This window comes from Stenotrophomonas sp. MH181796, assembly GCF_009659995.1.
Lineage (GTDB): Bacteria > Pseudomonadota > Gammaproteobacteria > Xanthomonadales > Xanthomonadaceae > Stenotrophomonas > Stenotrophomonas riyadhensis.
Genome location: NZ_RAHU01000007.1, coordinates 1 through 17082, shown reverse-complemented (window position 1 = coordinate 17082; position 17082 = coordinate 1). Strand labels below are relative to the sequence as shown.

General features: G+C 66.9%; 11 protein-coding genes and 1 tRNA gene. 9 read left to right on the top strand and 3 right to left on the bottom strand.

Going from position 1 to position 17082, the window contains the following annotated elements:
- The first annotated feature begins 6 nt into the window (after positions 1 to 6).
- The 6 genes from D5301_RS17175 to D5301_RS17150 all read left to right on the top strand — a co-directional run bounded on the left by D5301_RS17175 (position 7) and on the right by D5301_RS17150 (position 8052).
- The gene (locus D5301_RS17175) at positions 7 to 954 is read left to right on the top strand and encodes a bifunctional riboflavin kinase/FAD synthetase (protein ID WP_110711603.1); all 948 of its coding nucleotides are present in this window, start codon (positions 7 to 9) and stop codon (positions 952 to 954) included.
- Positions 951 to 3782 (top strand): isoleucine--tRNA ligase, encoded by a 2832-nt coding sequence (ileS, locus tag D5301_RS17170; protein ID WP_180855542.1) that lies wholly within the window; start codon positions 951 to 953, stop codon positions 3780 to 3782. Before D5301_RS17175 ends, ileS begins: the two co-directional genes overlap by 4 nt.
- Positions 3782 to 4306, top strand: coding sequence for a signal peptidase II (gene lspA, locus D5301_RS17165; RefSeq protein WP_153856385.1), 525 nt, complete (start codon positions 3782 to 3784; stop codon positions 4304 to 4306). Before ileS ends, lspA begins: the two co-directional genes overlap by 1 nt.
- Positions 4307 to 4333: 27 nt before the next feature.
- Entirely contained in the window at positions 4334 to 5284 is a 951-nt protein-coding gene (ispH, locus tag D5301_RS17160; protein ID WP_019337505.1) for a 4-hydroxy-3-methylbut-2-enyl diphosphate reductase, read from the top strand.
- 222 nt (positions 5285 to 5506) lie between these two features.
- The gene (locus D5301_RS17155) at positions 5507 to 7390 is read left to right on the top strand and encodes a M61 family metallopeptidase (protein ID WP_153856384.1); all 1884 of its coding nucleotides are present in this window, start codon (positions 5507 to 5509) and stop codon (positions 7388 to 7390) included.
- Complete coding sequence (locus tag D5301_RS17150) at positions 7387 to 8052, top strand: lysoplasmalogenase (RefSeq protein ID WP_153856383.1); 666 nt, start codon at positions 7387 to 7389, stop codon at positions 8050 to 8052. The genes D5301_RS17155 and D5301_RS17150 overlap by 4 nt, the downstream gene beginning before the upstream one ends.
- A gap of 153 nt (positions 8053 to 8205) precedes the next feature.
- Here D5301_RS17150 and D5301_RS17145 read toward each other — a convergent pair whose 3' ends face one another.
- Genes D5301_RS17145 through D5301_RS17135 form a run of 3 tightly spaced genes read right to left on the bottom strand, consistent with a single transcriptional unit; the run spans position 8206 to position 12508 of the window.
- Positions 8206 to 11004 (bottom strand): TonB-dependent receptor, encoded by a 2799-nt coding sequence (locus D5301_RS17145; protein WP_324187343.1) that lies wholly within the window; start codon positions 11002 to 11004, stop codon positions 8206 to 8208.
- A gap of 11 nt (positions 11005 to 11015) precedes the next feature.
- On the bottom strand, positions 11016 to 11984 hold the full coding sequence (locus D5301_RS17140; protein WP_153856381.1) for a FecR domain-containing protein: 969 nt from the start codon (positions 11982 to 11984) through the stop codon (positions 11016 to 11018).
- On the bottom strand, positions 11981 to 12508 hold the full coding sequence (locus tag D5301_RS17135) for a sigma-70 family RNA polymerase sigma factor (protein WP_110711610.1): 528 nt from the start codon (positions 12506 to 12508) through the stop codon (positions 11981 to 11983). The genes D5301_RS17140 and D5301_RS17135 overlap by 4 nt, the downstream gene beginning before the upstream one ends.
- 238 nt (positions 12509 to 12746) lie before the next feature.
- Between D5301_RS17135 and D5301_RS17130 the strand changes: the two genes are divergently transcribed.
- From D5301_RS17130 to D5301_RS17120, 3 genes are all read left to right on the top strand, one after another.
- Entirely contained in the window at positions 12747 to 15617 is a 2871-nt protein-coding gene (locus tag D5301_RS17130) for an autotransporter outer membrane beta-barrel domain-containing protein (RefSeq protein ID WP_153856379.1), read from the top strand.
- 97 nt (positions 15618 to 15714) lie between these two features.
- Complete coding sequence (locus D5301_RS17125; protein WP_153856378.1) at positions 15715 to 16719, top strand: 2-hydroxyacid dehydrogenase; 1005 nt, start codon at positions 15715 to 15717, stop codon at positions 16717 to 16719.
- A 50-nt stretch (positions 16720 to 16769) separates the two neighbouring features.
- A tRNA-Thr gene (locus D5301_RS17120) sits at positions 16770 to 16845 on the top strand.
- Positions 16846 to 17082 lie beyond the last annotated feature (237 nt).

Sequence of the window (17082 nt, the reverse complement as noted above, 5' to 3'; positions counted from 1 at the left end):
GAGTTGATGAGCAGGCTGTTCAGAAGCGTCGAGGGCGGGGAGCTGTTCCCCAACGGAAGCGTGGTCTGTATCGGCGCATTCGACGGCCTCCATCTGGGCCATCGTGCGCTGGTGCGCCATGCGGTTGCCCGCGCGCGCGCCTTGGGCGTGGCCGCCGTGGCCGTGGCATTCGAGCCGCTGCCGCGTGAATTCTTCGCCCAGGGCACGCCGCCGCCGCGGCTGACCCTGGCGCGCAGCAAGGTCGAGATCCTGCGCGAGCTCGGCGTCGATGCGGTCGGCCTGCTGCGTTTCGACGCGGCGATGGCGGCGATGCCGGCCGAGACCTTCGTGCGCCAGTTGCTGGTCAAGCGCCTGGGTGCGCGTGAGGTCTGGATCGGCCCGGAGTTCTGCTTCGGCAACCGCCGCCGTGGCGATCTGGCCCTGCTGCAGAAGCTGGGCGCCGAGCTGGGCTTCAGCGCTGGCGAGATCGAAGCGGTGGATCTGCACGGCGAGCGCATCTCCAGCACCCGCATCCGCCAGCTGCTGCAGGACGGCGATTTCGCCCGTGCCGGCGACCTGCTCGGCCGTCCCTACGCGATCAGCGGGCGGGTGGTGCGCGGCCGCCAGCTCGGTCGTACGCTGGGCTTCCCCACTGCCAACCTGCGCTTCCCGAAGACCCCGGCACTGTCGGGCATCTACGCAACCTGGGTGCACGGCGTGTTCGACCAGCCCTGGCCTTCGGTGTCCAGCTTCGGTACGCGGCCGACCGTGGACGGCGTGGAGCCGTTGCTGGAAGCCCATCTGTTCGATTTCCAGGGCGACCTGTACGGGCGCCACATCGACGTGGAGTTCGTCGCCAAGCTGCGCGACGAAGAGAAATTCAATGATCTGGCGGCACTGACCGACCAGATGCACCGCGATGCCGAACAGGCGCGCGCCATCCTTTCCGAACATAGATTGCGAGCCACTGCGTGAGCCAGGACTACAAGACCACCCTGAACCTGCCAGCCACCGAATTCCCGATGCGCGGCGACCTGCCCAAGCGCGAGCCGGGCATTCTGGCGCGGTGGGAAGAGCAGGGGCTCTACCAGCAGCTGCGCGACAACGCCGCCGGCCGCCCGCTGTTCGTGCTGCATGATGGCCCGCCGTACGCCAACGGCCGCATCCACCTGGGCCACGCGGTCAACAAGATCCTGAAGGACATCATCGTCAAGTCGCGCTACCTGGCCGGCTTCGACGCGCCCTACGTGCCGGGCTGGGACTGCCATGGCCTGCCGATCGAAATCGCGGTCGAGAAGAAGTGGGGCAAGGTCGGCACCAAGCTCGACGCCGTCGAATTCCGCCAGAAGTGCCGCGAGTTCGCCGAAGAGCAGATCAACATCCAGCGCGTGGACTTCAAGCGCCTGGGCGTGACCGGCGACTGGGACAACCCGTACAAGACCCTGAGCTTCGACTTCGAAGCCAACGAGATCCGTGCGCTGGCCAAGGTCGTGGCCAATGGCCACCTGGTGCGTGGCGCCAAGCCGGTGTACTGGTGCTTCGACTGTGGCTCGGCGCTGGCGGAGGCCGAGATCGAGTACCAGGAAAAGGAATCGCCGGCGATCGACGTGGCCTACGCCGCGCGCGATGCGCAGGCCATCGGCCAGGCGTTCGGTGTGAGCGTGCCGGCTGATGTGGAAGTGGCCGTGCCGATCTGGACCACCACCCCGTGGACGCTGCCGGCTTCGCTGGCGGTGTCGCTGGGCGCGGAGATCAACTACGTGCTGGCCGAAGGCCCGGCGCACAACGGCAAGCGCCGTTGGCTGGTGCTGGCCGCGGCGCTGGCCGAGCGCGCGCTGCAGCGCTATGGCGTCGAAAACGTGGTGCTGCACGGTGAAACCACCGGTGCCGCGCTGGAGAACCAGCTGCTGGCGCACCCGTTCTACCCGGAGCGCGAGATCCTGGTGCTCAACGGCGACCACGTCTCCGACGAGGACGGTACCGGTGCGGTGCACACCGCCCCCGGCCACGGCCAGGAAGACTTCGTGGTCAGCCAGAAGTACGGCCTGCTGGACAAGTACAACGCTGGCCAGGTGACCCCGATCGACGGCCGTGGCGTGTACCTGGAATCGACCCCGCCGGCCGGTGACGTGGTGCTGGCTGGCCAGCACCTGTGGAAGGCGCAGGAGGCCATCGTCGGCGTGCTGCGCGACAACGGTTCGCTGCTGGCCTTCCACCCGATCCGCCACAGCTACCCGCACTGCTGGCGCCACAAGACGCCGGTGGTGTTCCGCGCCACCCCGCAGTGGTTCATCTCGATGGACAAGGCCAACCTGCGCAACGATGCGCTGGCCGCCATCGACACCGTCGGCTGGTTCCCGACCTGGGGCAAGGCGCGCATCCAGAGCATGGTCGACGGTCGCCCGGACTGGACCATCTCGCGCCAGCGCACCTGGGGTGTGCCGATCGCCCTGTTCACCCATCGCCAGACCGGCGAGATCCATCCGCGTTCGGTGGAGCTGATGCAGCAGGTTGCCGACCGCGTCGAGGCCGAGGGCATCGACGTGTGGTACTCGCTGGATGCCGCCGAACTGCTGGGCGCCGAAGCGGCCGATTACGAGAAGGTCACCGACATCCTCGACGTCTGGTTCGACTCGGGCGTGACCCATGAAGGCGTGCTTGCCGCGCGTGGCTTCGGCAAGCCGGCCGACCTGTACCTGGAAGGTTCCGACCAGCACCGCGGCTGGTTCCAGTCCTCGCTGCTGACCGGCGTGGCGATCGACAAGCGCGCGCCGTACAAGCAGTGCCTGACCCACGGCTTCACCGTGGACGAGCACGGCCGCAAGATGTCCAAGTCGCTGGGCAACGGCATCGAGCCGCAGGACATCATGAACAAGCTGGGCGCGGACATCCTGCGCCTGTGGATCGCCTCGGCCGACTACAGCAACGAGATGTCGCTGTCGCAGGAGATCCTCAAGCGCAACGCCGACGCCTACCGTCGCCTGCGCAACACCGCACGCTTCCTGCTCGGCAACCTGGACGGTTTCGATCCGGCCCAGCACCTGCAACCGCTCGACCAGATGGTCGCGCTGGACCGCTGGATCGTGCATCGCGCGTGGGAGCTGCAGGAGAAGATCAAGGCGGCCTACGACGGCTACAACATGGCCGAGATCGTGCAGCTGCTGCTGAACTTCTGCAGCGTGGACCTGGGCTCGCTGTACCTGGACGTGACCAAGGACCGCCTGTACACGATGCCGACCGATTCGCACGGTCGCCGTTCGGCACAGAGCGCGATGTACCACATCGCCGAAGCGTTCACCCGCTGGGTGGCGCCGATCCTGACCTTCACCGCCGACGAGCTGTGGGGCTACCTGCCGGGCGAGCATGCCGGACACGTGTTGTTCACCACCTGGTACGACGGCCTGGCGCCGCTGCCGGCCGATGCCCAGCTCAGCGCCGCCGACTTCGACCAGCTGCTGGCCGTGCGCGAGCAGGTGGCCAAGGTGCTGGAACCGATGCGTGCCAACGGCGCGATCGGTGCTGCGCTGGAAGCGGAAATCACCATCGCCGCCAGCGAAGAGCAGGCCGCGCGCTGGCAGCCGCTGGCCGATGAACTGCGTTTCCTGTTCATCAGTGGCGACGTGCAGGTGCGCCCGGCGACCACCGACGAGGTGTTCGTCAGCGCCCAGCCGACCACCAAGGCCAAGTGCGTGCGCTGCTGGCACCACCGCGCCGACGTCGGCAGCAACGCCGACCATCCGGAACTGTGCGGCCGCTGCGTGAGCAACATCACCGGTGCCGGCGAACTGCGGAGCTGGTTCTGATGAGCGCCGCACGTCCGCATCCGAACGCCCTGGTCTGGCTGCTGCTGTCGGCCGCCATCATCGGCCTGGACCAGTGGTCCAAGGCCTGGGTGTTGTCGAGCCTGCCGGAGTTCCAGCCGGTGGTGGTCATCGACGGCTTCTGGAACTGGTACCGCACCTACAACACCGGTGCCGCGTTCAGTTTCCTGAGCGACGCCGGTGGCTGGCAGAAGTACTTCTTCACGGCGCTCGCGATCGCCATCAGCGGCCTGATGGCCTGGTGGCTGCGTAGCACTGCGCGCGGCAACTGGAAGGCGGCGGTGCCGTACGCGCTGATCATCGGCGGCGCGATCGGCAACGTGATCGACCGCCAGGTGCATGGCCATGTGGTCGATTTCATCCAGTGGTACGTGGGCAGCTACACCTGGCCTTCGTTCAACATCGCCGATTCGGCCATCGTGGTGGGTGCCATCGGCATCGCCCTGTTTGGCCTGTTCGACGGCAAGTCCGCCAAAAAGGCGGATAATGCCAATCCGAAACCGTAAGCCGGCCGCTGCCGGGAGATTGAACTGATGGATGTGCTGCTCGCCAACCCGCGTGGTTTCTGTGCCGGTGTCGATCGTGCGATCGAGATCGTCAAGCGCGCGATCGAAACGCTGGGCGCGCCCATCTACGTCCGCCATGAAGTGGTGCACAACCGCTTCGTGGTCGATGACCTGAAGCAGCGCGGCGCGATCTTCGTCGAAGAACTCGACGAAGTGCCGGACAACAACACGGTGATCTTCAGCGCGCATGGCGTGTCTCAGGCCGTGCGCCAGGAAGCCGAGCGTCGTGGCCTGAAAGTGTTCGATGCCACCTGCCCACTGGTGACCAAGGTCCACTTCGAGGTTGCCCGCCACTGCCGTGCCGGCCGTGACGTGGTGCTGATCGGCCACGCCGGTCACCCGGAAGTGGAGGGCACCATGGGCCAGTGGAACCGCGAAGCCGGCACCGGCCAGATCTATCTGGTCGAGGATGTCGAGCAGGTTGCCACGCTGCACATCAACCAGCCGGAAAACTTCGCCTACACCACCCAGACCACGCTGTCGGTGGACGACACGCGCGGCATCATCGATGCATTGCGCGAGCGTTTCCCGGCGATGCAGGGCCCGAAGAACGACGACATCTGCTACGCCACGCAGAACCGCCAGGACGCCGTGCGCGACCTCGCCAAGCGCTGCGACCTGGTGCTGGTGGTCGGTTCGCCGAACAGCTCGAACTCCAACCGTTTGAGCGAGCTGGCCCGTCGTGAAGGCGTGGAGTCGTACCTGATCGACGGCGCGCACGAGATCGACCCGGCGTGGGTGGCAGGCAAGCAGCATATCGGCGTGACCGCCGGTGCCTCGGCGCCGCAGGTGCTGGTCGATGGCGTGCTGGCGCGCCTGGCCGAGCTGGGCGCCAGCGGCGTGGGCGAGCTGGACGGCGAACCGGAATCGATGGTGTTCGCGCTGCCGAAGGAACTGCGCCTGCGCCTGGTCGACTGACCGGGAAGCGCCTCATCCACGCATGGCGTGGATCTACTGAAACTGCTCTGGTGGGTGCGAACCAGCACAAGGTGGCTGCAAACCAGCACAAGGTGGGTGCGAACCTTGGTTCGCACGCTTCTGGGCATGCACGGATGGGCGCGCGCCCATGACCTTTGGCCATGGGGCGGGGCACTTTACGGGCCTAGCATCGGAAGATTCTCCGTTGTTGGAAGTTGCCCGATGAAGACCCGAGCCTTGGCGATGTCGTTGCTGTTCGCGCTGGCGGCCACGCCTGCACTTGCGCAGACCTCGCCACCGGCGAACGCGGCGGCTCCCGGCCTGCTGCGCATCGATGTCGACGCGCGCGATCTGGCCCGTCGCATCTTCAAGGTGACCGCCACCGTGCCGGTCAAGCCCGGCCCGGTCACCCTGCTGTACCCGCAGTGGATTCCCGGCAACCATTCGCCCACCGGCCCGATCGACAAGCTGGCCGGCCTGCGCGTGACGGCCAACGGCAAGCCGCTGGCCTGGCAGCGTGACCAGTTCAACGTCTATGCGTTCAAGGTGAACGTGCCCGAGGGCGTGAGCGAGATCGTCGCCCACTTCGATTTCCTGTCCTCGCAGGGCGGCAGCCAGGGCCGGGTGGTGATGACCCCGGAAATGCTCAACCTGCAGTGGAACGCCAACTCGCTGTATCCGGCCGGTGTCGACGCTCGCCAGCTGCAGGCGCAGGCCAGCGTGACCCTGCCCAAGGGCTGGTCGTTCGCCACTGCGCTTGAAACCGCGCGACGCGATGGCGATACCGTCGTCTTCAAGCCGATCTCGTATGACCATCTGGTCGATTCGCCGTTGTTCGCCGGCGAGCACTACCAGCGCATCGATCTCGATCCGGGCGCGAAGGTGCCGGTGCACCTCAATGTGTTTGCCGACGACGCCAAGTCGCTGAAGCCGAGCGAGGCGCAGATCACCATGCACCGCGCGCTGGTGCAGCAGGCCGACAAGCTCTATGGTGCGCGCCACTACAACCACTACGAGTTCCTGCTGGCGTTGACCGACCGCCTCGGTGGCATCGGCCTGGAGCATCACCGCTCCAGCGAGAACAGCGCCGACCCGGGTTACTTCACCGAGTGGGACAGCAACGCGTGGATGCGCGACCTGCTGCCGCATGAGTACACCCATTCGTGGAACGGGAAGTACCGTCGCGGCGCCGATCTGGCCACCGCCAACTTCAACGTGCCGATGGGCGACAGCCTGCTGTGGGTGTACGAGGGCCAGACCCAGTTCTGGGGCCAGGTGCTGGCCGCGCGGTCGGGCCTGTGGTCGACCGCGCAGGCGCGCGACATGCTGGCCAACGTGGCCGCGACCTATGACCGTGGTCGCCCGGGCCTGGCCTGGCGGCCGCTGCAGGACACCACCAACGACCCGACCATCGCCCAGCGCCGCACGTTGCCCTACCGCAACTACCAGATGAGCGAGGACTACTACTCCGGCGGCCAGATGCTGTGGCTGGAAGTGGAGGGCAAGCTGCGCGAACTGAGCGGCAATCGCCGCAGCCTGGACGACTTCGCACGCGCCTTCTTCGGGGTCGGTAATGGCGATTGGGACGTCAACCCGTACACCTTCGATGATGTGGTCGCGACCTTGAACGGCATCGCGCCGTACGACTGGGCGACGTTCCTGCGCGGGCGCCTGGACGGACATGGTTCGTTGACCGGCGGCCTGGAACTGGCGGGCTGGAAGCTGGTTTACCGCGATACCCCGAACGACGCCTACAAGGCGCAGGAAAAGCGCGCCAAGGCCGCGTTGCTGGCGTACTCGCTGGGTGCGACCGTGCTCGACAACGGCACGGTCGGTGACGTGATCTGGGACAGTCCGGCGTTCAACGCCGGTCTTGCACCGGGCATGAAGGTGATCGCGGTTGGCGGCCGTGAATACAGCAGCCAGCGCTTGAAGGACGCCGTCGCCGGCGCGGCGAAGGACAAGGCGCCGATCGTGTTGCTGGTGAAGCAGTTCGATCGCATCGAAACGATGAGCATCGCCTACCACGGTGGCCTGCAGTACCCGGTGCTGGAGCGCATCGCCGGCAAGCCTGACCGCCTGGCGGACCTGTGGAAGGCGCGATGAAACCGCGTGCCCGCGATGGCGTGATCCTGCTGATGGCGGTCCTCGCCATCGTCGGTGCCTACCTGCAGGGTGACGGACGCTGGCTGCACTGGCTGGCCAAGCCGGCTACCACGCTGTTGATCGCTGCCATCGCCTGGCGCGTGCACGATCCCGCGCAACCGTTCTATCGGCGAGCGGTGCTGGCCGGCATGCTGCTGTCGTGCGTGGGCGACATCGCGCTGATGCTGCCGATGGACGCGTTCGTGCCGGGGCTGGTCGCGTTCCTGTTGGCGCACCTCTGCTACATCGTCGCCTTCCGCGATGGCCTGCGTGCCGGGCGTGGGCTGCTCGCTGCCGTCGTACTGCTGGGCGCATTCGCCGTGCTCAACGTGATGGGCCTGTGGCCGCACCTGCCGGCGCCGATGCGCATTCCGGTACTGGCCTATGTGGTGGTGCTGGCCTCGATGGCGGTGCTGGCCCTGGCACGGCAGTGGCGCCGCCCGCAGCCTGACGCCATGGAGGCAGCCAGTGCCCGCTGGGCCGCTGCCGGTGCCGTGCTGTTCGTCGCCAGCGATTCACTGTTGGCCTGGGACCGCTTCGCCGGTGGCCTGCCACTGGCCAGCCTGCTGGTGCTGTCCACGTACTACGCCGCGCAGTACGCCATCGCGCGCTCGGTGAAATAGCAAAAAGGGGACGGAGGGGATTAAGTCGTATGCAGCATCAAGGCATATGCGACTTAATCCCCTCCGTCCCCTTTTTCTGTTGTCTGCCGGGGCCACACCGTGCGTGATGTGTGCAGCAGGCGCGGGGCGAGTGCCGACTGTCCTTGCGCCCTGTCAGCGGAACTGCAGGGTAAGCAGGTAGTAGCGACCGAGCGGGTCGTCCAGCCCGGGCATCTGGCCGCCATTGCCGACCAGATAGTTCACCGGTTGAGCATCAAGCACATTGTGCACGTCCAGTGCTGCGACGATGCGTGGGCCGAGGCGGCGTGCCAGGTGCAGGTTCCAGCGCAGCTGGCGTGGATTCATGCAGTGGTTCCGGTCGACCTGATCCTGTGGGCACTCGGCCCCCGGCAGCCAGGCGCGGGTGCGCCCGACCTGGTTGCCGCGCAGGGCGATGTCCCAGTTGCTGTTCTGCCATTGCACGTTCAGCACCGCAGCCAGTTCGGGTGTCACGTGGCCGCGCAGGTCCACGGCAGCCTCATGGTCACGGCGGCGACGCAGTTCCTGCTGTTTCAGCGCATCGAGCGAGAACAGCCATTGGCCGTTGCTGCCGGAATCGATGCGGTACTCGCCACGCAGGACCCAGTTGCGGGACGTGGTGCGGCCGATGTTGTCGAACGACAGGCGCAGGCTGCTCAGGTGGCCGTCTTCATCCAGTTCCCAGGTGCTGCGATTCCACACCGCGTCGCTCGGCTGCAAGGCGAGGATCTCGTTGCGCAGTTCCACGATGTTGTGGGTCAGCGATAGCGAGAACGTGTCGTTGGGCGTCCACGTGGCCGCCAGCGAATGGCTGCGTGATCGCTCGGCCTTCAGTGCATCGTTCTCCACCACGTTGGCGGTGACGCTGCAGCCGCCACCGCGCGTGGCCATTGCACACTCCGGGAGCGCACTGGAAACCGGAAGCGTGATCGACCCGAAGTAGCCGGGAGGCCGCCGTTGCTCGAACAGGCTCGGCGCACGGTAGCCGCGCCCGCTGGCCAGCAGGAACGACCAGTGCGGCGTCGGGCTCCAGCGCAGTCCGGCGCGTGGCGAGAATGCCATGAAGCCGCCGTCGCGGTCCCAGCGTGCAGCCAGGTCGGCGCGCAGCGTGGGTGCCAGCGGCAGGCCCAGCTCGGTGTAGATGCCACTGCTTTGTCGCGACAGGCGGCGTTGCTGCTGCGGCAGGCCCAGCGCAAGGTCGCCCTGGCTCAGCAGCGCGTCCGGACGCGAGGTCCAGCGTTCGTGGCGCAGGTCGATGCCGGTGGCCAGCTGCGCATTGCCGCCGGGCATCGCCATCAGCTCACGCTGCACGCCCCACCAGCCCTGCCATTGCGCGGTGCTGCCGTGGTTGCGGATGGACGGAAACAGCGTGTCCGCCTCCGCCGCCGGAGGTGCGTCGAAACCGGGAGTGAACCTGCGCGCCTGCGTTGCTTCAAGCAGGCGCGTCGTGCGCACTGTGCCTGCAGTGGACAAGGTGACTTCGCTGCGCTGCGCACTGATGCCCGCCTCCCAGCTGCGCCGGCCCTGGTCACGGCCGATGCCGAAGGTGAGGTCGGCATCGGTGGCGCGGACGCTGGGGCGCACGTTGCCGGCCTCGCGCAGGACACTGTTGAAGGTGATCCCCCGCGAGACAACCGCAACGGCGGTCGGGCCCAGGTCGAAGCGCTGGCGGTTGTGACTGGCCCGCGCCTCGACATAGGCATAGCGTCCCTCACCACGTTCGTGCCGGTAGTGCAGGTAGGCCGACGCAGTGTCCGAGGCGGGTTGCAGCGAGCGCGGCCGCGCGCTGTCGAACCAGCAGCCATCCTCGCGCCGCTTCAGGGGCGGCTCGCAGCGCCGGGCGGGCACGTACCAGTTGCCGGAGATCGCGCCGATCGGATACAGCGAGGTTTCCGCATGCCAGTCACGCTGGTCGCCGGCGACATGCTCGACACGGTGCAGATCGACGCCGGCAAACCAGCGGTCTCCGTTGGCACGCACGCCGCCCGTAGCGGCCTGCAGGCGGTACTGGCCGGCATCACCGCGGCTGCTCAGGCCGGTCTGCAGCATGGCTTCGGGCCCATCGGCCTGGTCGCGCAGGATGATGTTGACCACGCCGGACATGGCATCGGCCCCATAGATGGCCGAGGCACCGCCGCGTACCAGTTCGATGCGGTCGACGAAACTGAGCGGAATGCCACCGAGGTCGGTGAGCCCGCCCTGTTCCAGCGACACCATCGGATAGCGTGGCAGGCGCCGGCCATTGACGAGGAACAGGGTGGCACGCGGTCCCATGCCGTCGAAGCTGGTGGTGGCAGCAGCACCGACCGGCAGGTACTGCGAGTCGCCGCCGCGCGAGGTACTCATGGCGGGATGGCCGTTCATGCCGGGCAGGTGGCGTAGCAGATCGAACAGATTGCCGTAGCCACTGCGCAGGATGTCGTCGCGATCGATGGTGGTGACTGGCAGCGTGGTCTGCACCGAGGTACGCGGCAGCCGGCTGCCGGTGACGTGGATGGTCGCCAGTTCCACCTGGTGTGGCGTGTCGGTGGGCTTGGCGGCCGGGCGCGGGACGCGCGCGGCTGCGACCCCGTGCGGCGGCTTGGCCAGAGTTTCGGGATGGACCCGCCGCACGACAAAGGCACCCGAAGACGTGCGCAGGATGCTCACGGGCAGGCCGGCAACCAGCTGCTTCAGGGAGGCCGCGGTATCGCGCTGGCCACGGGTGCCATCGGTGCGCAGATCATCCAGTTCACGTGCGTCGAACAGCAGGGCGGTGCCACTCTGCCGGGCCCACCGCTGCAAAGCCGGTAACAGCGGGCCGGCGCCCACGTCGATCTCCAGCGTGCCCGCGGGCTCGCTGGCATCGGCCATCGGTAGTGCGGCAACACCCAGCGCAAGGCATAGCAGGGCGCGGAGCAGCCCCCACTGCAGCGCATCCGGACCTGCCTTCACTGCCGGTCTCCTCAGTACGTGCGGCGCAGTTCCAGCGCGCCATCCGGACGCGTCTGGCCAGCGACGGACCAGCCCAGTTCCAGCGCCGACAGCAACTCCTGTGCATCGCCTGCGCGGAAGGTGCCGCTCACGGCCAGGTCTGCGATCTCCGGATCGGCGATCACCAGCGGCGTGCGGCCATAGCGGTTCATGCGTTCGACCACGATCGACAGAGGCGTGGCGTCGAAGATCAGCTGCCCATGCAGCCAGCCTTCGGCCGCCGCCGTGGACGACAGTGCCGGCCCTGGCTGGATGCGCCCGGACGGCAGCACCTGCAGTTGCTGACCGGGCGCCAGTGTGTGCTGGGCTGCGCCGTTGCTGACTTCCACCGCACCCTCCAGCAGCGCGACTTCGACCAGGCCATCGTGCAGGCGTTCGACCTGGAAGGTGGTGCCGATGTCGCGGATCGTACTGTCGCCGGCGTGCAGCTGCAGTGCCTTGTTCGACGGCGCGACCTGCAATTGCAGACGTCCGCGTTCAAGCTCCAGCTCGCGATGGCGCCAGCCGAAACGGGCACGCAGCGTGGTGCCGGCATCCAGCGTGGCCACGCTGCCATCGGCCAGCGTCAGTTGTCGCGGCAGTTGGCTGTCATTGGCATAGCGCTGGGGTGTGGGGTTGCCATCCACAGCCACCATCCAGCCCATGCCGACAGCCAGGCAGATGCCGGCGGCGGCGCCGAGCGCAGGCAGCCAGCGGCGTCGGGGCGCGCGTGCCGCGCGTGCTGCAGCGGTGCGCAGCCAGGGGTCCGCTGCCAGGCCCTCACCCTGCTGGAACAGGTTCTCGGCCTGCACCCAGGCTTTGACATGGTCAGGGTCTTCGGCCAGCCAGTCCTCGAACGACTCGCGCTCGGCCGGCGTGCAGTCCGGGGCTTCCAGCCGCGCCACCCAGCTGCTGGCGCGCTCGAACAGCGAGGCGTCTTCCATGTGCCGGTGGCTGTTCATTCCGTATCCCTGTCATTGTGCAGTGGATCCGGTCCCAACTCCTGGCGCAGCCCCTGCAGGGCACGGGCGATGTGTTTTTCCACGGTCTTGGCTGTAATTCCACAGTGCCGCGCGATCTGTGTATAGCTCATGCCGGTGATCCGGTTGAGCAGGTACACCTCGCGCGCGCGCTCGGGCAGTTTGAAGAGGGCCTGCCGCAGCAGGGACAGCATCTGCCCCGACTCGGCCTGGCGCAATGGATCCGGTGACGAGCTGGTGGGCTCGTCGCTGCCATCGTGCTCGGCCAGTGACAGATGCGGTCGCGATTGTGGCGAGCGACCGCGATCCGCCAGGCGATTGCGGGCGATACGATACAGCAGCAGGCGCAGTTCGTCGGGGCCGTGCGCACGATAACGGATCAGCCGTTCCATGCAGTCCTGGGCGATGTCCTCTGCATCCTCCGGCCCGACGCCCCGCGTGCGCAGGAACGCGCACAACGGTGCCCGTTCTTCGCGCACGAACGCGATGAAAGCGTCCGCAGGCACGGGCGGCTCCGGCGCGTGATGGATCAGGGGGGACGGGGCGGACAGGGCTGGCCTCGACAGACATTGGCGGATGCGTCATCGAGTTTTACGCGACGATGACCGGATGGGGAAGAGTGTGTAGTACTGCGCGTTTCATTATGAATGCGTTCATGTTTATTGGCCGGGCAGGCTGGGGGAGTTTGCGGTACTCCGACGTTTGACTCTTTACCCGCGTGTTGCGGGTGGAGAGAGAGAACGTATGAAGCATTCGAAGTTGAGCCTGGCCCTGGCCGGGCTGATCGGCGTTGGCGCCATCGCGGCAGCTGATGACGTCATGGCAATGAGTTATCACGTGCAGGGTGACCGCATCTTCCTGAGCGGCGGCGTCACCTATGCCGACGTTGTGTCGCTGCCCGCGTTGCTGGCCAAGGCGCAGGCCGAGGGCCGGCCGATCCGTGAGGTGGTGCTGCGCACGTCCAATGGTGGTGCGTTGATCGCCGGCGAGTGGCTGCAGGGCATCATCCGTACCTCCGGACTGAACACCATCGTGTCCGGTCACTGCATTTCATCCTGCTCGATCATGCAGTCTGGTGGCGTCGAGCGTTATCTGGCCGGCGACCTGCCGATCGTCGACTCGGTGCAGATCCACGCGGCCAGCAATGGCGGCAAGGTGATCTACACGCCGTCGCCACGCATGACCCAGATCTATACCGGCAACTACGGTGGTGGCATGGATGCCGGCCTGCTGCAGAAGGCGATGTACGAGGTGGTGCAGCCGAACGGCCTGCTGGTGTTCCGCGATCCGGCACGCGGCACGGGCCCCTCGGTCACCTTCGATCCCGATGGCAGCGGCAGCAAGCTGGAGTCGTTCCCCGGCCAGGACATCTACAGCAACAAGATCATCACCGCGAACGGTTACCGCGATCCGGGTGACACCCTCAACGTCACGGCCAACGTGAGCGGCGACATCAACCCCGCTTACCTGCGCACCGGTCGCCAGCTGCAGACCTTCGTCGATGATGATTTCGCGCGCTGGAACACCAACTGGCAGTCTACTTACATCAACCTGGCGCAGAGCATCTACAACGCCTCCAGCAAGGGTCCGCAGGGCATCGGCCCGGATTCGGTGCAGGACTACCTCAACGATCCGGGCATCCAGGCGCTGCTGCTGTCCAAGTTGCGCCTGGCTGACCTGGACGTATCCACGCTCGACAACGCCATGGGCGTGATCCGCGTGACCAACGGTGCCACCTGGCGCACGGCCGCCACCACCGGCGCCGACTTCATGCTGGTCGACAACGGCACCATCGCACTGGAAGGCGGCGCGCTGCGTGCGTCGGAAGTGCGCGTGCTGGGCGCCGGCACGCTGGTCGGCCATGGCGACGTGGCCGGCACCGCGATGGATCTTGATGCACTGGGCAGCGGTTCCGGCCCCTCCTGGCGCGAGGATGGCTTCAACCGCCTGCGCGTGTTTGGCACGCTGATGCCGCGCGGCGGTGATCTGGTCACCCATGGCTACGTCAACATCATGCCGGGCGGCAAGCTGTTGTTCGACGTCACCGAGAACGGCGGCGCGGCCACGGGCCGACTGCGCGTGGGCACGTTCTTCGATGACGAACCGACCGATGGCGCGCTGGTGATCGCCAAGGGCGCCTTCCTCGAACTGAATGTGGCGCAGGGCTACTACGGCCAGGACTTCCGCCGTGACCTGGTGCAGGGCCCGATCTACCAAGGTGGCTTCGAAGACGTCGTGCGCCTGGGGGACACCGGCTACAGCGCCAGCATCACCGCTGGCGACGTGTTCCGTCCGCGCCACAACTCGCTGCTGAGCTTCAACGTGAAGCAGACCGCCGACGGCCTGTGGCTGACGGCAAACCCCGGCTTCGATCAGCTGGGCCTGTTCACCAACGCCACCTCCGGCGACGGGCTGGGCCGCGCGCTGGCGACCGCCTCCGCCCGCCAGGACAGCGGCCTGAAGTCGCTGCTCGGCGCGCTGCAGTTCGCCGACCGTGATGTGATCGCGCAGCAGGCCGGTGTCCTGCGTGGTGACGCGCACGCCAGCCTGCGACTGGCCGACAATGCACTGATCGGCAGCATCGGCAACGTCGTGCAACAGCACCAGGCGGCGATGCGCAGTGGCGGTGATGCAGACGGGCTGGCTTCGCAGGCCGCGCAGTCGGTTTCGTCGCAGCCGGGCATGCGCCATGGCAGCCTGTTCAACCAGCTGGCCATGCATCTGGTCGAGCCGGCCGGCGGCGGTGCTGGCGGCAACGAGGCAGGGCACAGCCGTGGGCTGTGGGCGCGCGGTTTTGCCAGCCATGGCCGCATTGATGCCGACGGCGGCGTGGCCGGCCTGAGCCACAATGTCGGCGGTATCGTGATCGGTGCCGATACCCGCGTGGCCGATGACCGCGTCACCCTGGGCGTCAGCGTGGCAGCGGCGGACATGTCGACCAAGGCCAGTGATGGCTCCGGGTTCAGCGGTGACGTGCGTGCGCTGGACGTGGGCGGTTACCTGGATGCGACGTACTCGCGCGGCTACCTGTCGGCAGCGGTGCGCTACACCGACCTGCGCCATGACACCCGTCGCAGCATCGGTGGTATCGATGGCCTGCAGCAGCCCCTGCGTGCGAAATACAGCAACGATGCGATCTCCGCGCGTGTCGAACACGCGTTTTCGTTCACCACCGGCAACGGCCTGGTGATCCAGCCGCTGCTGCCGGTGGTGGACTACGCGCGTACCTCGGCCACCCGCTTCAATGAAGGGCAGGGCGCGGGTGCGCTGGTGGGCCGCAGCGGCAGCCTGGAGAGCATCCGCGTCGGCGCCGGCCTGCAGCTGTTCAAGACCTTTGAAGGCAACAACGGCGAGCGCATCACGCCGCGCGCGCGGGTGGTCTGGCAGAAGGAACTGGGCGATTCGCAGGCCCGCTACAGCACTGGCTTCGCGGCTGCGCCGGATCTGGTGTTTGGCGCCAGCAGCCAGGCCGTGGGCGAGCAGGTGCTGGCCTGGAACCTGGGTGTGACCAGTCGCGCCAGCGAGCGCCTGTCGATCATGGCCGACTACGTTGGCGAGCGCCGTGATGGGCAGATCCAGAACGGCGTGATGCTGGGTCTGGGCTACAAGTTCTAAGTGACGCCCGGCACCGGCGATGACGGCATCGCCGGTGCCATCCCAACGCGGGTGCTGCTGCGGTATGGTCGGTATGCCATTCCACCCAGGCCCGTCCATGCAGATCGCCGTCTTCAGCGCCCGCCCCTATGATCGTCGTTTCCTTGAGGAGGCCAACCAGCGCGATGCCGCTGGAAAGGGCTTTGCGTTCGTCTATTTCGATGCTGCGCTGGATGTGCATACGGCCGCGCTGGCGCAGGATTGCACCGCGGTCTGCGTGTTCGTCAACGATCGACTTGATGCGCAGGTGCTGCGCGCGCTGCACACGTTGGGTGTGCGGGCCGTGCTGCTGCGCTGTGCGGGCTTCAACAATGTGGATCTGGGGGAGGCGAAAGCGCTGGACCTGTTCGTCGCGCGTGTGCCGGCCTATTCCCCCGAAGCGGTGGCCGAGCATGCACTGGCGCTGGTGATGACCCTCAACCGCCAGACCCATCGTGCCTACAACCGCGTGCGCGAGGGCAACTTCATGCTCGATGGCCTGCTCGGGCGCACCTTGCATGGCCGCACGGTCGGCATCGTCGGTGCCGGCAAGATAGGCCTGGCCACCGCGCGTATCTTCAAGGGCATGGGCTGCACCGTGCTGGGGCATGATCCGTATCCATCGTCGGGCTTTGAGGGTGTGGGCGACATGGTTGAACGGGATGAACTGCTGTCGCGTGCCGACATCGTCTCGCTGCATTGCCCTTTGACGCCCGAAACCCAGCACCTGATCAACGACGCCTCGCTGGCGCGGATGAAGCCCGGCGCGATGCTGGTCAATACCTCACGCGGCGCACTGGTCGACACCCATGCGGTGATCCGCGCGCTGAAGTCGCGCCGGCTGGGGCATCTGGCCATCGACGTGTACGAGCAGGAGAGCGCGCTGTTCTTCCAGGACCTGTCCGGCGAGATCATTGACGATGAGGCCTTCCAGCGGCTGATGACCTTCCCCAATGTGCTGGTGACCGGACATCAGGGCTTCTTCACTGTGGAGGCGCTGCAGGAGATCTCGGCGATCACGCTGGGGAATCTGCGGGATTTCGTGGCCGGGCGGGCGTGCGGGAACCGGGTGGAGGCGGGCTGAGCCGGGTGGATTGACCGCCGGGGCGCCCAGCCCGTAAAATCGCGGGCTCCGCCGGAATAGCTCAGTTGGTAGAGCGGCGCATTCGTAATGCGTAGGTCGCAGGTTCGACTCCTGTTTCCGGCACCAGTTGCATGAAAAGCCCCGGCCTAGGCCGGGGCTTTTTGTGCTTTGGTAGCGCCGAGCCATGCCTGGCGGAATGCCGGCCCCAGTAGTGCCAGCCCATGGCTGGCAGCCCCTAATTTCCGAATCTCGCGGCCAGCCCGGCTTCCCAGGCGCTTAGCGCCGCGCCCTGTTCCCGATCTGGAAACCGCACCCGCCCATTCCTGTGCTATGAATATCCAGCCTTGCTCCAAGGCTCTTTCA

What these genes read in the sequence shown, in the direction of transcription:
- D5301_RS17175 (WP_110711603.1), top strand. Translation starts at nt 7, where the DNA reads ATGAGCAGGCTGTTCAGAAGCGTCGAGGGCGGGGAGCTGTTCCCCAAC.
- lspA (WP_153856385.1), top strand. Translation starts at nt 3,782, where the DNA reads ATGAGCGCCGCACGTCCGCATCCGAACGCCCTGGTCTGGCTGCTGCTG.
- ispH (WP_019337505.1), top strand. Translation starts at nt 4,334, where the DNA reads ATGGATGTGCTGCTCGCCAACCCGCGTGGTTTCTGTGCCGGTGTCGAT.
- D5301_RS17155 (WP_153856384.1), top strand. Translation starts at nt 5,507, where the DNA reads ATGAAGACCCGAGCCTTGGCGATGTCGTTGCTGTTCGCGCTGGCGGCC.
- D5301_RS17150 (WP_153856383.1), top strand. Translation starts at nt 7,387, where the DNA reads ATGAAACCGCGTGCCCGCGATGGCGTGATCCTGCTGATGGCGGTCCTC.
- D5301_RS17140 (WP_153856381.1), bottom strand. Translation starts at nt 11,984, where the DNA reads ATGAACAGCCACCGGCACATGGAAGACGCCTCGCTGTTCGAGCGCGCC.
- D5301_RS17130 (WP_153856379.1), top strand. Translation starts at nt 12,747, where the DNA reads ATGAAGCATTCGAAGTTGAGCCTGGCCCTGGCCGGGCTGATCGGCGTT.
- D5301_RS17125 (WP_153856378.1), top strand. Translation starts at nt 15,715, where the DNA reads ATGCAGATCGCCGTCTTCAGCGCCCGCCCCTATGATCGTCGTTTCCTT.